The following is a 16711-nucleotide window of genomic DNA, read 5'->3' as shown; positions in this document are numbered from 1 at the left end:
TAATAGATGATAATTTTTTTATAAACAAAGGCACCATTATGTAAAAACTGGCCGCGCCATGCGAAGTGCAAATAAGACGAAGCGTGGTGCGCCCGACAGGATTTGAACCTGCGGCCTACAGATTAGGAATCTGTCGCTCTATCCACCTGAGCTACGGGCGCATTTTGGCTCAAGTATAAAGTTTTTTTATAAAATGAAAATGTAGGCAATCTCTAATAATCGAAGAATGGCGACAGCCAGGCGTAGCTTGCCGAGCCGGAAGGCCCGGATAAGCGAAGACTGGTGCGCCCGGCAGGACTCGAACCTGCAACCTACGGAGTCGAAGTCCGGTACTCTATCCAATTGAGCTACGGGCGCATTCATTCGATAATTGTAGCAAAAAAAGCCTAAAAAGCGAGCTGAATTTATTCTCAATGCAACTCAAAACCTTGTAGGAACGAACCTATCTAGAGTAATCTAAATACAAAATTATTGAGAGGATATATTAATGCTTTTATTCAAACGATTTTTTTTATTAATGACATTCATTTTTTTTGCATCAATTAAGGCAGAATTTGAAGCTTATATTGATATTCTGCCACTCAACAAATCATTTGATAATAACCTGCAAATCTTTCTTGTTAAAGAAACAAAAATGGGTTGGTTTGGCAGAAGTTATGAAGAATATATAAATCCACGTGCAAAAGTAATAATCAATGCGCAAGTAGAAACTCAGGAAGCCCAAGATGAAGCTCTCTCAAAAGCGACAGAGTTTTTCAATGAATTTTTAAAAAAGCAAAAAGTAGACGTAATCGCTTCACCGTTAATAAAAGTTATTGGTGGTGAAATGTTTGGCCCTTTTTCAGAATTTGGAAAAAGAAAAAATCATTTTGTATATCTCGCACAAATACCTATCCCTAAAGTAGATGTGCTCAGCAGCGCAAAGCTGGTTAGTGTAGAAAAAATCCTCAATCGCACACTCACGGTAGCTGTCGATCCAACACTTGTGCAGCTTCTCGAGACTAATGATTTTAAAACAGCTCTGGAAGAAAGCGGATTCATAGCAAAAACGGGAAAATTATTATCACAAGCGTTAAGTAATCTCGCTGCAATAATTCAAAATCTAAAAGATACGCTTCTTTTGTCCCGTTGAATTGGAACTATTTTTTTACAAAAAGAGCGAGAAACTCTTTATTACCATCACCGCCTAAAATCGGCGATTCTATAATTCCTTTATATTCGAATCCCTGATCAGCGATGCCACTTGTTACTTTTTTAATAACAGTTTCGTGAACTGACGGATCGGTCACAATTCCTCCCTTGCCAATTTGGAATCGTTCAGCCTCAAATTGAGGTTTAATAAGAACTATAAGTCGCCCATCTGGTTTGATAACGTTCTTAACCGCTTCTATTACTTTTAATACAGAGATGAACGACAAATCGAGGGTTACTAAATCAACAAGCTCTGGAAGCGACGCTAAGTGGCGCAAATTGGTTCGTTCCATAACGATCACTCTCTCATCATTGCGTACCTTTTCATGAACTTGCCCGTACCCCACATCAATGCCATAAATTTTAGCAATTCCTCGTTGCAGCATGCAATCGCTAAAACCCCCAGTAGAAATTCCCGCATCGAGAGCTACAAGATCGCTCACATCAAGATTAAAAGCGTCTAAAGCCGCCTCTAGTTTAAATCCTGCACGCGAAACGTACTTTGGCTGAGTGACGTCCATATCGATTTGAGCATCTAGCGCTATAAGCGTTCCCGCCTTAGTAGTAATTTGGCCATCAACTTTCACCTTCCCTTGCATAATGATGCTTTGGATAAAAGCTCGACTCAAATCTGGCCGCTGCTGAATAATAACGAGATCAAGCCGTTGTTTGGCCATGTTTTCCTCTTAGATACTGTTGACTTTTAACAACCTCAATTTACATACTAAAAATACAACTATTATTAAAAAACAGAAAGCAAATCCATGAAAAAAATGCTCTTCTCGGTTTTTATCTCAATATTATTGTCATCATCATGTTTTGCCCAGCGAACCCATCGAGTTGGCGTTTTACCATATGCGTACGATGCTCAAGGAAAAGTCCATTTTCTGTTGGGGGCAGAACCCAAGAAAGCGAAACTTTTTGTTTGGAGTGAGTTCAGCGGGGCGCAGGATGAAAAAGATATTGATTTTCCACGCCAAACAGCTGCTCGAGTTCTCAATAATGGCACGCGGTGTTATTTCGGATTCGAAGCCACGCAAACAGCAAGTTTAGATAAAAAACCCAAGAAGCCAACTATAAGTTTGTGCAATAAAGGCATTGAATATATTATGCCGCGCTTAAAAGGGAATCAATTAATTCCCCTAACAAGCTATTATTCGGTATATTTGGCGCCAATAGATTGGGTGGATCACGAAAAGTTTAACCGTTCTCCCAAAATTTACGAAGACGGCAAACTTCTGGTTGGCGCAACCAAACAAAAGTTTATGTGGGTGTCCACCGAAGATCTTCTTGCTGAAATAAAAAGCACTCCCAACCGCAAAGACGCAAAGTTACCGCTTAGATATAGGAATGCTTATGGCATTACTCTTTCGCCAATGACCTACGATCTTCTTAAAAACCCTCAAGCACAAGAAATAATCTCTTCTATCATAAAAAAAGCTCCGCAGGTAAATAAAGCGAAGAACTAAGCCGTTAATGCTGTTTGATTATCAACAGGAATCAAATCAGGCACCTGAGCAAAAAGAAATTGATCTTTTGGAATCTTGAACCAAGATTGCTTTTCAGCTTGCACAAGCAACGTTTTAGTCGTATCTGACAGTGGGAAGAAATAGTCTTTGGCTAAACGCACTTGTTCTTCTAAAACCTTTTTAAACGGACAGACAACGAAAACACCTTCGTTCGTTTCAATCGTCAAGTTTCCAGTTTTTAGACCCTTTGAAAGAGCTATACGAAATTCCTGCATTGTTTTGCATGGTTCGCCATTAACTTCTTTCAAAATACTGCCTGGCATTAGAGAACGGCTTCTATGCGCTTGAGAGTCTGGAAAAATATGCGTTATGATTAATGCTGGCTCCATTTGATACTTCATCTCAGCATATTTGGCCAAAGCGGGCGCTTGATTGACAAGAATCGGCAAATGATTAATCGTAAGCGGCTGAACAACCATTCCGGCAGTCACTTCGTAATCTAATTTTTCAAACCCAGGATACATGTGCCGAATCGGGAGTAATTCTGTTTGCTCAAAAGTAAGCGAAATATCTTTTCGAGCTCCCTTTCTGTACACAACTAAATCTACGTGCTGCCCTAATTTCATTTGCGAAACATAATCAATGAGAGCAACTTTCTCTCCTTGCCAAAACATTTCGCCGTACATATCGAGCTTGTAACCGTTAATTTCATAAACCATGTCGCCACGTTTAACCCCAGCTTTTGCAAGCGGGCTGCCCTTGTACACGTCTACAACATAAAGGCCACCCGGTTGCGGGTTAGCTAAATAGTTAGTCAAACTTTCGCTTCCATTATTAAAAATAATGCCAAGAAACGGTTTTCTGAGTAATTTCACCGTGCGCAGATCATCCAAAACAATTTTTAGTTGATTAATGGGGATAATAAACCCTACATTTTGCGCGTCTGGCGCGTAGAGCGTATTTACACCAACAACTTGGCACGATCTATTAAGAGATGGGCCACCAGAGTTTCCCGGGTTAATTGGGGCATCAATTTGAATAAGATGTTGCTCTCTGCCACTCACCACGCCAACAGTACTTTTTAATCCTTGCTGACCCAATGGATAGCCAAGAGTCATAACTTCATCTGCACGTTTGACATCATTAGAATCCCCAAAATCAAGATGCGGTATCTCACCCAAAACGGTCTTGATAACTTCCAATCCTTCTGCAGGAACGCGCAACAGAGCCAAATCTCTCTCAGGGCTTAATCCAACAATTTCAACATCGATTTGTTGTTTGCCGAGTCCTGGAATTTGGATCCAAATAGCTTTTGCTTGGTCAATAACGTGAGCATTCGTGATAATCTCGCCCTCTTTATTGATAAAGAACCCACTGCCAGTTCCCTGATATTGATTTGGCGTTTTATAGGGCTGTAATAAATCAATGGTGCCGATTTGAGAGAATACCTGCACTACAGCATTTTTCACTTTATCTTGCAGTTCACTCCATGCTTGACCAGCAATATATGTTGGAACACTATCATTTTTTGCATTTAATTCAGGAGAGCTTGATGAACCGTGGAAAAGTTGAGTTGAACGAACTTCCTCATAAAGCTGGCGCTGCATTTTTTGAATGTTACGCATCCAATAAACACCACCGCCGCAAAATAAAAGTACAAGGCCGTACGCCATCCAGTTGCTTCTATTCATATATCCTCTCTTCTCGTTCTTGATAATTTTTTTATGAACAGTTTTATAGAATTTCAAGTGTAGCAGTCACAAAAAATAATACCAGACTGCGCAACTCGATTTGCCAAAAAAAGTGAAATTGATATCATGAATACTTGCAATTGTTCAGTGAGCTAAAGGAGTTCCATTCATGAGCACCCGGCATTCGGCAGTAACACTTGAAAAAATAGTTTCTTTATGCAAACGCAGAGGATTTGTCTACCCTACTGCAGAAATCTATGGCGGATTGAACGGAGTATACGATTTTGGCAATTTGGGAACCTTGCTGAAATATAATTTGCGTTCAGCGTGGCTAACTTCTATAAACGCAGCTTCCGATGACATCTTATTAATGGAAGGCGCGCTCCTTGCACCTCGCTCTGTTTGGGAAGCTTCAGGCCATATTTCAAATTTCAATGATCCGATGGTTGATTGCCTAAATTGCAAGCATCGCTATCGTGCTGATGAGCTTGATCTTTCAAAGCCATGCCCCCATTGCGGACAAACAAAATGGACCGATGTGCGCATGTTTAACATGATGTTCAAAACTAACGTTGGAGCGTCATCAGATCAAACAAGCGAAGCGTACCTGCGCCCTGAAACAGCTCAAGCAATTTTTGTAAATTTTAAAAATATTATTTCGACAAACCGTGTAAAGATTCCATTCGGCGTTGCGCAAATTGGTAAAGCGTTTCGCAATGAAATAAATCCTAAACAATTTCTATTCAGAATGCGCGAATTCGAGCAGATGGAAATTGAATGGTTTTGCAAAGAAGAAACGGCAAAAAAAGATTTTGAGTTTTGGTCCCAACAACGCATAGCTTTTTATAATCATATCGGTATTGATCAATCACAAATTCGCTTACGCGCTCATCAAGCTGATGAATTGTCGCACTATTCTACAGCAACATCGGACATTGAATATAATTTCCCCTTTGGTTGGAAAGAGCTAGAAGGAATTGCGTATCGTACCAACTTCGATTTAACGCAACATGGTTCGCACTCAACTAAAGATCTCGCAGTCTTTGATGAAGCAACCAAAACATCTTATATTCCACATGTTGTAGAATGTTCAGTTGGTGTTGATAGATTATTCCTCACCGCACTCTTTGATGCATATGACGAAGATGTTGCTGAGGGAGAACAACGCATTGTTCTTCGCCTCCATCCGCGCATTGCTCCAATAAAAGCGGCACTCATGCCACTTACTAAAAAGCAAATTGAGCCTGTTGAAAAAATATATCGTGATTTGCGCCGTAGTGGAATTATGGTGCAACTTGATGAATCTGGCTCTATTGGTAAACGCTATCGCCGTCAAGATGAAATCGGTACACCGGTGTGTTTCACCTATGATTTTGAGAGCGAAAATGATCATTGCGTAACAGCAAGAAACCGTGATACGATGCAGCAAGAAAGAATTTCTGTTGATCGGGTACATGAGTATCTTAATAATCTGATAAAATAGGAAGAGTGCATACGATGAATGCTCTCAAGCGTTGTTATAATTGGGTTGGCGCACAAGTACATGAAGCGTACGCCATCCCTCTTCTCGCGTTTGTTTTTTTTATCGAATCGATCATATTGATCCCTGTCGATCCACTGCTTATTCTTTATTGCATTGAATACCCTGGGAAATCTTGGTATTTTGCAAGCATCGCTACGGTATCATCCGTTATTGGCGGGCTCATGGGATATAGTTTGGGAGCATTTTGCTGGGATTTAGTCGGCACCCGATTAGTAGGTTGTTTTTTTAGCGCTGATCAATTTGAAATGGCTCTTTCATTGTGCAAACAATATCAGGGCTGGGCACTTATCATCGCAGGATTTCTTCCAGTTCCTTATAAAATATTTACCATCTGCGCTGGATTTTTTCACGTTCCACTTTGGCAGTTTCTCGGTTGCTCGCTTATTGCTCGCTCAATGCGCTATTTTTTATTAGCAACCGTATTGCGCACTTATGGAGCAAAGATCAAAGAATATATTGACCGCTATTTTAGCCACTTAGTACTATTGCTGATTGTGGTAGTCGTTGGTCTTATTTGGTCTTTCAAGCGATCATAAGGAATGGGTTCATGCCTGTAAAACATATCTCACATTTTTCGCCTGGCCGTATTATTCTTGCTTCGGTCGGTTGTGCGATAGCAATTGGAACATTCCTTTTGTCATTGCCGATAGCAAGAAAAGTGCCCATTTCTCTCATCGATCTTCTGTTTACTTCCACATCTGTGACCTGCGTTACAGGCCTACTAACGGTACCATTGACCGACTTTACCTCGTTTGGCCAATTGGTTATTTTTTGTCTGATGCAAATAGGTGGGCTTGGCATAATAACACTTACACTTTTTTTAATGTTATTTTTTATGGAATTTGGGTTAGGAGCTCAAATTCTGGCAGGAAAATTGCTTGAGTTGGAAACATGGAAGAATATCAAACATATGATATTTTTTATCATAGGGCTCACCCTAGCGATAGAGCTCATAGGGGCTGTTTTTATCTTTATTGCAATTCATAACGAATACCCACTGCAAAAAGCAATTTTTTTGTCCCTCTTCCATTCTGTTTCTTCATTTTGCGATGCAGGCCTTTCGCTTTTTCCGGACGGTATGATCGCATATAAAACTAATTGGTTAATGCTTGTCTCGACAACCCTATTGATGCTCTTAGGCGGTATCGGCTTTATTACGATTCACGAACTCATTGAATATGTGCGAGCTCGAAGAGTCGGAAAACGCCCCCATCTTTCTTTACAAACAAAAATTACGCTTTCGATGACCGCATTGCTTATGACCGGAGCGATTGTGCTTTTTTGGCTTCTTGAAAGGCAAAATACCCTTGCGCATATGGATCCGTTTACCGCTATTTTAAATTCAATTTTCAATGCAGTTTCCAATAGAAGTACCGGTTTTCTGACCGTCAGCATTTTTGATTTGAACATTGCAACAATTCTTATGATAATGGTGGTTGCCTTTATCGGTTCATCACCAGGTTCTACAGGGAGTGGTATCAGAACTACAACGTTTGCAATTTTTCTTGCGACAGTAAAAGCCGCAATTGAAGGAAAATCTTCGGTGCAAATTAAAGGAAGGCGCATAGCAAAAGATCAAGTTTATCGAACGCTTGCTATTATTGCATTAAGTCAAGCATGGATACTTGTCACCATTTTTTGTTTACTTATTACAGAAAAAGGATGGGATTTTCTTGATGTAATTTTCGCAGTAATATCGGCATACGCAACGCTTGGCGTTGATACTGGAATTACGCCTTATCTTTCCCTTTCAGGGAAATTATTTATTATGGCAACAATGATTGTAGGCCGTATTGGATCGCTCACGGTTGCTGTCGCATTGCGCAAAAAATTAGAAGCACCGGAATTTCAGTATCCTGAAGAACGAGTTATGTTATCTTAAAAGCAAGGGACATTTATGAAATTTTGTGTGCTCGGATTAGGACGCTTTGGTTATCACGTCGCGACGCGGCTTGCAGAAAATGGCATGGAAGTGCTAGGTGTCGATAACAATGAAACAATTGTCGCTTCGGTACGCGATAGCATTACTCAGGCGATTTGCATGCAAGTGCATGATGAAGCATCTCTCAGATCTATTGGTGTTGACGAAATGGATGCAGTAATCGTTGCAATGGGAGAAAATTTTGCAGGTTCAATTTTGATAACGGCCCTACTCAAAAAAAGACTCAACGTTCCATTAGTAATCACCCGAGCAGTTAACGAAATTCACAAAGAAATTCTTTTATTGATAGGCGCAGATCAAATAATTTTGCCAGAACGTGAAATAGGTAACAGCCTTGCCGATAATTTGAGCTTACCGTTCAGAGTCATTTCGCGAATTGCAAAAAATTATTCGATCAGCCAAATAAGTGCACCAGAAAAGTTTTCTGGCAAAACTATTAAGAAAATTGGTCTCCAGGAAAATTATCACCTCAATTGCATCGGAATAAAAAAAGACGGAGAAATAATTCCTGTCGATAAAGATTATGTTGTACAAGAAGGAAATCTGCTCGTACTTGCAGGCCTCAATAAAGATTTGGCAGTCGTTGCAAAATTATGATTTCTCCTGATCCGCTTATTGAACTGAAAGATGTAAGTTTTTCTTATTCTTTTTCTTTTTTAGGCAAGCGCAAACTCGTTCTAGATAACATTTCTTGTTCGATAAATCACGGTAAGTTAATTTTTTTGCAGGGCACGAACGGTTCAGGAAAAACTACTTTCTTAAAAATCCTTGCCGGGCTTTTGCATCCATCATCCGGCTCAATATATCGCACCAATTATCCTATTGTGTATATAGGTCATGATTTTTCCTTGCCGCAATTTTTAACACCACATCAAGTAATTTCATATGTTTTCAGCTTACGCAAAAAAACTATAACGAACGATCAAATTTTTTTTTATTTGGAGCAAGTTAATTTACAAAACGTTGCGCATCAAAAAATAAAATCGTTTTCATTTGGCATGTGCCAACGCATGATGATTGCACAGGCATTGGCGCAAGAGCCTCACCTTATGCTTCTTGATGAACCGTTTTCAGGAATAGAAAAATCACTCAGGCCAAAAATTGAAGAATTGTGCTTGGCACAAAATAATTCACGCAGCACGATTTATATTTGCCACGATGAATTTGCATATGCACACGATTCCGCTATGATTTTACACGAAGGAAAATTAAACACGCAAGGCGCATCGCATCAATCGAGAAAGGAACAAGTTGATTATTTCAGGACGAGAGATTAAACGAAGACTCAATAACGATATTCATATTACGCCGTTCAATGAAAAGCAACTTAACCCGAACAGTTATAATTTGCGATTGCATAATGAACTTCTTGTATATCAAGATCAAGTACTTGATATGAAAAAAGCGAATAGTACAGCTTCGATTGTGATACCAGAAAACGGGCTTGAATTAACGCCAGGAAAATTATATTTAGGACGCACGGTAGAGTATACTAAAACAGATAACTTAGTGCCGCTCATTGAAGGAAGATCCTCAATTGCAAGACTCGGCCTATTCATTCATATTACCGCAGGATTTGGCGACGTTGGCTTTAGTGGTTATTGGACGCTAGAAATTTTCTGCGTGCAACCTATTAGAATTTATCCGGGAATTGAAATTTGCCAAATATTTTACCATACGATCGAGGGAGATTTCGATCGGTATTCTAGCGGTAAGTATCAGCACAATCAAGGAATTCAGCCAAGCTTGCTCTACACAGAGCTTACTTAATCAAATTTAATCATTGCATTGACCGCAACAAAATAAATTTAAAAATCGCATACAAGAATTTTCTGAAACGTTGCGTAGATTATTATTGTTGCCAGCCAAGCGCGCAGCTACCACTTGAGGATTTGCTGTTTGGTGCTTCGGAATATTATCATTAACGCGCGCATTTATTTGCGTTTCTCTGTTTTTATAAAGCAAACTTTCTTTTTCAACTGATGACATTATCTGAAAAATGATAAACGCGTTATTTTCCATCGCAAGAGATGCAGGCACATAACCTAACGCTATAATAACATATAGTAATTGTTTCATTTACTCTCCTTTTTTCTTAAAGAAAACTATTCGTTTTCTTGCGAAACATTAAAACAGCAAGAGAAAATCCCCCAATAACCAAATACATTTCTTGTGTGATCATTTTCTTGCGCAGGATTATTTTCATTGAGCTGAATATTCTTTTTTGGGAGTATTAACTGTTGTTCACTGTTTTTCACAGCCCCAGCAGGTATTGTACCGATAAAAGTATATTTCCCACTATTTTGATTCATAGTATAAGCAAAATGTGAAGCTAAAAAAACATTGAGGAGTAAGATTCGCTTTAACATCGTCGTCCCTTCCCTAAATTTTCGCTGATGCCCTAGCTTATAGGGCGCGACATAGATTTAATTTATTTGTCCCTAGATGCGCAATCTCACCGTTGCAAGCTATATTATAGCGAGCAAAAAAAGCATGCACAACCGCCTCATAATGTGCCGCGTGCTCAGAACGCATTAACATTCCGTGCGGCCCATCAGGGAGTTCAAGCAAATAAAGATCTTTGTGCCCGCGACTTTTTAGTGTTTCAAATAAAAAGCGGGAAGAGTCGATAGGTACTACTAAGTCAGTTTGACTGTGGATAAAAATTGTGGGAACAGTAATTGGCAACCAATTAATTGTCTTACTTGGCATAATGCCATCGATCTCAAGAGAAGGAAATCGCATTCGCATCATCGAACGCGCAAGAGCTTGCGGAATCCACTGAAGGAAATAAACTTTTTTTATGTGATTAATAATCGATTCAAACGAATCAAACGGTGAATCGAGAACAATCGCTTTAAGCTGCACAGGTTTATAGAGCCCAACATAATTAATAATCGTAGCGGCACCGCGCGATAAACCAAAAAGAACAATTTCCGCATCCGGAACTCTTTTCAGTGTTTCTTGATAGGCAAAATGCAATCTATCCAGGTCTGCTTGCTGACCTAAACAAACTAACTCGCGGCGATACATGTTCGGTTGTGGTAAAACGTCAGCAAAATCAAAAAGCGCGATGTTGCCATCAATTACCCAGTGCTTATTTTCAGTTTGCTCGTCGCGAAAGCGCATATAAAGTTTGCGCGCCTGCTCCTGAGAACCGCCCAAACCATGTGCATAAATAAATACGGTCTCGGCATGCGCATTAAAGGCAAAAAGAAAAGCTAATAATAAGAGGTTAAAGCGCATTACCGTCACCGATAGATTGTAGTGAGTCTATTTTCTCAAAAAATACCACGCAAGAAGGCCAGTTGTTGCAACTGTGAAAGACCCAACAAAACCTTTTCCAAAACTAGTCAGCGCGAATGATTCTTGATCCTCGCGTTTGATGTATTCAGTTAGATTAGGTTTGGTAGAGCTCTTACTAGTGTATTCTGTTTCTTGGGTATAATAAGTCTTATAAAGTGCAGGACGGGCAATAAAAGGTATTAAGTAATCATTGTGGTTAACTAAAAAAAATCTTTGAAAATCTTTAGTTACAAATGTTGCCTTCTTGTCATGGCTCTCTTGCCATTCATCTATTTTTTCAACTGTGAATGTTTTTTTCTTATGAATAACCTCTTCCTTCAAAGCATATTCAGGAATCTTTTCAATCCTGCCTGCATATGAAAAAGAATGTAAGAGAACTGGAACTAAAAAAAGAACTGAAACTTTTCTGGATATCATGATAAAAACCTCCATTTTCTCATGAAAATAACTAGATCGATTCTATACGAACCACGGTCATTGGTTGGCGATGCCCCTTTTTGACGCGTGACTTTTTGCGGCGCTTGAACTTGAACACAATCACCTTAGGCGCTTTCATCTGCTTGATAATCGATGCTTTCACCTTTGTTGGGAGCAATGGTTGGCCTATTTGGATTTCTCCAGGGCCCATCTTACGTAGAAGCGCATCGAACTCAAGCTGAGCTCCTGCTTCACCTTCAATTTTTTCGATAGCGATGGTTTTTCCTTCTATCGCTTGATATTGTTTACCACCGGTTTGAATGATCGCATAGCGTTCAAATGTCGGAACAGATGGATTTTCTGTGGCTTGGGTGCGTGTTTTTTGTTCCATAAAGCAACCTTTATTTGCATACGAGATATCAACATATTCTACTAGCTGTATTTTAACAGATGAGATAAATCTGTCTACACAGCTCAATCTCATAAATACCTTTCAACTTTAACATAAAAAATACGCATTGTCTTGCCCTTTCAGGCTTTTCCTGGGGCATTTGAGATAATAACCCAGTATGCTAAGCTCAAGAGGTCGTTATTTTACGCAAAAAAAACGATTTTTCGGGCAAAATAAAGCGTTAATTGGACACTTTTTTACTCAGATAACTTGCTCGTTAAGCATCTAGGGCCATCTTTAATAGGATTTTTAATGAAAATCGCTCGCTTGGCACTAATAAATGCCGTACTTTTATCCCTCTTTTCTTATTCAGAAGCACTTTCTTCACTTAAGCAGGAAGAAAGTTTTATCGAAGCCATCAATAAAAATTTACTAATAGCAAATTCCACCAGGGGTTTATCAGCTGAAAATCTCATGCTGCCTCCCATCGATATGCCTCGAGAAAATGATACAATGGCAGAATTAGGCAAACTTTATAAAAAACAAAATGCTTTGCGCTTGAAAGCGATTTCTGATCCTAGCAAGCAAACAGCTGCTCAGTTGTATGATCAAGCGGAAACGGTGGCGCTTTCGGCCATGTGCAAAAAAGAATCGGTTCTCGTTATGAACCAGCTCATTAAAATAGTTACGAGACTTTTTGATCTTCTTGAATATTGGCAGAGGATAAATAATCGCCCAATTCTTTATTTTGCAACTCACTGGCCTACTAAATTCTTTGAAAAAAAACCACTCGCGATGATAGCTAATGAATCTATAAAAAATATAAAAGAAGCTATTTATTATTATACGTATTTTTTAGGTAATATTTATCGCAATACCCATAAAATTAATACCATCAAGACGGAGGATGAGTTTAAATCGCATCTTGCAAAAACAACTTTTCTAATTAATGCGTGCCTTAATCAAGAAACATTTGAAGAATCTCAGCAGGGCAATGCTCTTTCATTGGAAGAACTCCACGGTCTTTTAATGCGTAATTATGAAATTGCGACACACTTTGAAACCACGGCACTTTTGCGTCTCTCAAAGCATCAGAACCCAAGCCATTTTGAACGCAATTGGCTAAAGTATACTGTTGGGGCTGCAGCGGCCTTAGGTGGATTAATTTATTATAAAACCCATCAGGAGCAGATTACTCAAACATCTGAGCAAACCTTAGCCGCGATAAAAAAACTAATTCAAACAAATCTGACCGAGCCTTTAAAAAATATATTTGATGCATATTTTTCAAAACAAAATAAAGAAGATCCCACTGAGTTTGAATTAAAAACTGAAAGTATTAACAACAAATATCTCACAACTAAGTATCCGCAAAAAACGGCTGATGAAATAAAAAAACTTGCTCATGAAATGACGTTAAAGCGTGACTCTTCTCAGTTGAAAGATGATATTGATTTCGCATATAATAATCCCGGAAAAGCATGGTATTATGGAAGTATTACCGCGCCGCTTATTGAAATTCGCATGGAAGCTTTAAATGCAATCGATGCTGTGCGGCACGGGCTGAACCAAAACCACGTAAATTTTAACTTAGCAATGACATTGCCCGCGATTGCAATTCTTGGTGGATTGTATGTTTTATATCGCCAAGTGAATCGCTTCTCAAAAGATGTTCTTTCCGATCAGCATCGAAATCCTGTACGGGAAGGGCTCATCAATATCGAAAACGCATTAAATAAATTTAATAAACCGCAAACAAGTGTGCCGTTTGAAGCTGAGGGACTCATTCTCTATTGGCTTTCTCAATTGCGTTGTTATGCGCCGCATATTCCCGAGCATCACCGCGCACAATTTGAAGAAGATCTTTCTCAAATCAGTTCGCCCGATTTCGAGCTTCATCAAAAATTAGCGACACTTGAAAGAATGTACCGCACTTATGAATTTCTTGGTTTCGGGCCGCAACGAAAACTTTTTTATTCGTACGGCGCGCAATCGTTTTTAAACTCAACCGTTAACCGCGAGCGTTCACTTTTTTCAGGCGCTGCTCTTTAAATTGCCAGAGCAAATCAAACGCTTTTTTTGGTGATAATTCTTCAAAGTTAATATCATCAAGCGTCGCGCCGAGAAATTCGAGATCCTTAATTTTCTGCGCCGTATGTTGAATCGCAATGCGCAATTGCTCATTTTCTCTTGCAACGTGACTATTTTCTGCCGAAATTGGCTTATTGTTTTCATGATTGCTTGTTGTTGATTTCAGCTGCTCAATAAGTTCAGTTGATCTGCGAATAATTTGCTCAGGCAATTGTGCAATTTTTGCAACTTCAACACCGAAACTGCCATCAGCTATTCCCGGTTCAATGCGATACAAAAGAAGCATTCTATCGCCAACTTTTTTATTTTCAGCATGATAATTAACGATGCCAGGAAACTGGTTACTCAAATTCGTTAGTTCGTGATAGTGAGTTGCAAAAAGGCAACGTGCGCGAACGTGGCAATAAAGATATTCAACAACCGCTTGCGCAATTGCAAGCCCATCGAACGTACTTGTGCCGCGCCCTACCTCATCTAAAATTACCAGACTATTTTCTGTTGCCTCGCGGCAAATGTAGGAAGTTTCTTCCATTTCAACTAAGAAAGTACTTTTTCCTTCTGCTACGTTATCGCTCGCTCCAATTCTGGTGAAAATCCTATCAAGCAAAGGAAGCTCGGCACTTTTTGCTGGAATAAAGCTGCCACATTGCGCCATGATGCAAAGCAGAGCAACTTGCCGCAAATAGGTCGATTTACCGCCCATGTTTGGCCCAGTAATAATCCAAAGAGAACGATCATTTGTCAGCGTTGTATCGTTTGGAATAAATCGATGTTCACTCAAACGTGCGACGACAGGATGCCGCCCCTGATGAATAATAATATCATGCGAATTGTTAAACTGAGGCCGCGCAAAACCATTTTCGTAAGCAATTAATGAAAAACCAAGAAGTGCATCTAAATGAGAAAGTGATTGAGCAGTTTTTCTGAGTGCAGAAACATATTCAAAAACTTCTTTTTTTACTTGCGCGAAAACATCCGCTTCTAGTTGCTCAACTTCTGCGCGTGCGGTCATAATCTCTCGTTCAAGCTCTTTTAACTCTGGCGTCGTGAATCGTTCTTTCCCAACAAGCGTTTGATGCCGAATATAATGCGAAGGAACGAGTCCACTATTCGTTTTTGTCACTTCGATATAATAACCATGCACCTGATTATATCTAATCTTGAGCGAATTGATGCCAGTTTTTTCTTGCTCGGCTCGTTCAAGGATTAAAATCCGTTCATTGCTCTGTTCAATCAAGTCGCGAATATAATCGAGCTTTTGATCAAATCCGCGCTTAATAATCCAATCTTTACTCGCATCATCATTTAATGCGGCCGCTAGTAATGTTTTTAACTGTGTAAAATTACCAAGTGAATGCAAAATAAGCCGCATAAGCGGCAATTCTTGAAGCGGAAGAAGTTGCGCAATAATATCTGGTAAGCAATTAATAGCGCACAAAAGCCCCAAATAATCGTTAAGAATTCCTCGCGCAAGCGCAATTCGACCGACAATGCGCTCCAAATCACCAATTTCCATAAATTTTTCGCGCAATGCGTTGCGCATTGATTGACGCTCAATCAGAGACGCGACAATATCTTGCCGTTGGATTATTGCATCTTTTTTTACAAGTGGACGTGCAATCCATTTTTTTATCGTACGAGAACCCATCGCTGTAATAGCACCATCAAGAACTTCAAATAAAGTATTTTTAATACCGCCATCTTGATTATTTTTTACTAATTCAAGGTGACGCTGGGTACTGCGATCAAGATTTAAAAAATCATCCGGTTTATAAAAATGAAGCTGCTTAAATTGCTCCAGAGATGATTGTTGATTTTTTTTTAAGTAACTATAAAGAAGTGCTAGTGCATTTCCCAAAGAGTGATGCTGCGCAACTGAATTCATAACTTCAGATTTAAACTGACGCTCCGCCCATGCACGCGAATCGGTAAAATCATCTTGAGAAAGCGAATGCATTGTCGTACAATAACCCATGCGCGCAATATGCGATACTAATTTTTTGATATCGCCAATCGCAGGAAAAACAATTTCATCTGGAAAAAAACGCACCAGCTCACTTTCCAATGCTTGATACTGCTCATTTGAGATACTAGTTGCAAAAAGCTGCGCGGTTAATAGTTCACCAAAAAGCAATCCCCATTGATCTTTCATCGGAAAAAAAGCAAGTAAATATGATGCAGATTTTGTATCAAGTAGCTGCGTATCTGTGAGCGTCCCTGGAGTTAAAACCCGAGTAACTCCTCTGCGCACAACTTTTCCCGGCTTTGGTTCTTCGAGCTGATCGCAGATTGCGATCCGAAAACCACCTTTAACAAGTTTAGCTACATAATAGTCGAGCGCGTGAACAGGAACACCACATAACGGAATATCCTCACCACTATTTTTTCCGCGCGCAGTAAGCGTTATTCCCAAAAAAGCGGCCGCTTTTTTTGCATCGTCAAAAAAGAGCTCGTAAAAATCACCCACCTGAAACATTATTAGCGTATCAGGATATTGTTCTTTAATTTCGAAATACTGCCTCATTAAAGGCGTAACATTATTTTTTGCTAACTCACTCATTCTGACCAACACTGTTAAAAAAGATCTTATTGCTCTGCAAAATATGCACTAGCTTATCACTATTATTGCAAATAATCTTGCAAAATGAGTACGATTTGCGCACAAAAAGG

The 16711-nt window shown here is 39.5% G+C and carries 17 protein-coding genes and 2 tRNA genes; 9 read left to right on the top strand and 10 right to left on the bottom strand.

The features are described from left to right. Window positions 1–84: 84 nt before the first annotated feature. Both HYX58_02295 and HYX58_02290 read right to left on the bottom strand, forming a co-directional pair. Window positions 85–161 (bottom strand) — tRNA-Arg (locus HYX58_02295). A 119-nt stretch (window positions 162–280) separates the two neighbouring features. Further along, window positions 281–357: transfer RNA gene (locus HYX58_02290), tRNA-Arg, on the bottom strand. Between the two features lie 130 nt (window positions 358–487). On the opposite strand from HYX58_02290, the gene HYX58_02285 reads away from it, so the two are divergent. Continuing rightward, entirely contained in the window at window positions 488–1132 is a 645-nt protein-coding gene (locus tag HYX58_02285) for a hypothetical protein (GenBank protein MBI2774809.1), read from the top strand. A gap of 7 nt (window positions 1133–1139) precedes the next feature. Here HYX58_02285 and HYX58_02280 read toward each other — a convergent pair whose 3' ends face one another. Continuing rightward, entirely contained in the window at window positions 1140–1868 is a 729-nt protein-coding gene (locus HYX58_02280; GenBank protein MBI2774808.1) for a TlyA family RNA methyltransferase, read from the bottom strand. Window positions 1869–1955: 87 nt separating this feature from the next. Here HYX58_02280 and HYX58_02275 point away from each other — a divergent pair, with 87 nt between their 5' ends. Beyond that, entirely contained in the window at window positions 1956–2660 is a 705-nt protein-coding gene (locus tag HYX58_02275) for a hypothetical protein (protein MBI2774807.1), read from the top strand. Here the strand turns inward: HYX58_02275 and HYX58_02270 are convergent. Continuing rightward, window positions 2657–4351 (bottom strand): trypsin-like peptidase domain-containing protein, encoded by a 1695-nt coding sequence (locus HYX58_02270; GenBank protein MBI2774806.1) that lies wholly within the window; start codon window positions 4349–4351, stop codon window positions 2657–2659. The two genes, HYX58_02275 and HYX58_02270, sit on opposite strands and share 4 nt — an antisense overlap. 169 nt (window positions 4352–4520) lie before the next feature. Between HYX58_02270 and HYX58_02265 the strand changes: the two genes are divergently transcribed. Genes HYX58_02265 through HYX58_02240 form a run of 6 tightly spaced genes read left to right on the top strand, consistent with a single transcriptional unit; the run spans window position 4521 to window position 9606 of the window. Beyond that, window positions 4521–5834, top strand: a complete 1314-nt coding sequence (locus tag HYX58_02265; protein ID MBI2774805.1) for a glycine--tRNA ligase — start codon at window positions 4521–4523, stop codon at window positions 5832–5834. Window positions 5835–5848: 14 nt separating this feature from the next. Then, window positions 5849–6430 carry a DedA family protein gene (locus tag HYX58_02260; protein ID MBI2774804.1) on the top strand — a complete coding sequence of 194 codons (582 nt, stop codon included), beginning with the start codon at window positions 5849–5851 and terminating at the stop codon, window positions 6428–6430. A gap of 11 nt (window positions 6431–6441) precedes the next feature. After that, window positions 6442–7776 carry a hypothetical protein gene (locus tag HYX58_02255; protein MBI2774803.1) on the top strand — a complete coding sequence of 445 codons (1335 nt, stop codon included), beginning with the start codon at window positions 6442–6444 and terminating at the stop codon, window positions 7774–7776. A 15-nt stretch (window positions 7777–7791) separates the two neighbouring features. Next, entirely contained in the window at window positions 7792–8433 is a 642-nt protein-coding gene (locus tag HYX58_02250) for a TrkA family potassium uptake protein (protein ID MBI2774802.1), read from the top strand. Beyond that, window positions 8430–9113, top strand: coding sequence for an ABC transporter ATP-binding protein (locus tag HYX58_02245; GenBank protein MBI2774801.1), 684 nt, complete (start codon window positions 8430–8432; stop codon window positions 9111–9113). Before HYX58_02250 ends, HYX58_02245 begins: the two co-directional genes overlap by 4 nt. Beyond that, window positions 9088–9606 carry a dCTP deaminase gene (locus HYX58_02240; protein MBI2774800.1) on the top strand — a complete coding sequence of 173 codons (519 nt, stop codon included), beginning with the start codon at window positions 9088–9090 and terminating at the stop codon, window positions 9604–9606. The genes HYX58_02245 and HYX58_02240 overlap by 26 nt, the downstream gene beginning before the upstream one ends. A 6-nt stretch (window positions 9607–9612) precedes the next feature. Here HYX58_02240 and HYX58_02235 read toward each other — a convergent pair whose 3' ends face one another. From HYX58_02235 to rplU, 5 genes are read right to left on the bottom strand one after another with little or no spacing between them, the layout of a single operon-like run. After that, window positions 9613–9915 carry a hypothetical protein gene (locus HYX58_02235; protein ID MBI2774799.1) on the bottom strand — a complete coding sequence of 101 codons (303 nt, stop codon included), beginning with the start codon at window positions 9913–9915 and terminating at the stop codon, window positions 9613–9615. A 26-nt stretch (window positions 9916–9941) separates the two neighbouring features. After that, the gene (locus HYX58_02230; GenBank protein MBI2774798.1) at window positions 9942–10205 is read right to left on the bottom strand and encodes a hypothetical protein; all 264 of its coding nucleotides are present in this window, start codon (window positions 10203–10205) and stop codon (window positions 9942–9944) included. Between the two features lie 37 nt (window positions 10206–10242). Beyond that, a complete protein-coding gene (locus tag HYX58_02225) occupies window positions 10243–11082 on the bottom strand; it encodes a prolyl oligopeptidase family serine peptidase (protein MBI2774797.1) in 840 nt (279 codons plus the stop codon). 27 nt (window positions 11083–11109) lie between these two features. Further along, a complete protein-coding gene (locus HYX58_02220; protein MBI2774796.1) occupies window positions 11110–11559 on the bottom strand; it encodes a hypothetical protein in 450 nt (149 codons plus the stop codon). Window positions 11560–11590: 31 nt separating this feature from the next. Next, window positions 11591–11950: a 50S ribosomal protein L21 gene (rplU, locus tag HYX58_02215; protein MBI2774795.1), complete on the bottom strand. Its 360-nt coding sequence runs from the start codon at window positions 11948–11950 to the stop codon at window positions 11591–11593. Between the two features lie 312 nt (window positions 11951–12262). Here rplU and HYX58_02210 point away from each other — a divergent pair, with 312 nt between their 5' ends. Continuing rightward, window positions 12263–14002 (top strand): hypothetical protein, encoded by a 1740-nt coding sequence (locus HYX58_02210; GenBank protein MBI2774794.1) that lies wholly within the window; start codon window positions 12263–12265, stop codon window positions 14000–14002. Here HYX58_02210 and mutS read toward each other — a convergent pair. After that, window positions 13962–16601: a DNA mismatch repair protein MutS gene (gene mutS / locus HYX58_02205; GenBank protein MBI2774793.1), complete on the bottom strand. Its 2640-nt coding sequence runs from the start codon at window positions 16599–16601 to the stop codon at window positions 13962–13964. The genes HYX58_02210 and mutS overlap by 41 nt on opposite strands. Between the last annotated feature and the right edge of the window lie 110 nt (window positions 16602–16711).

This window comes from Candidatus Dependentiae bacterium, from assembly GCA_016191325.1.
GTDB lineage: Bacteria > Babelota > Babeliae > Babelales > JACPOV01 > JACPOV01.
The sequence above is the reverse complement of the archived record's forward strand: the minus strand, read 5'-3'. Positions and strand labels throughout refer to the sequence as shown.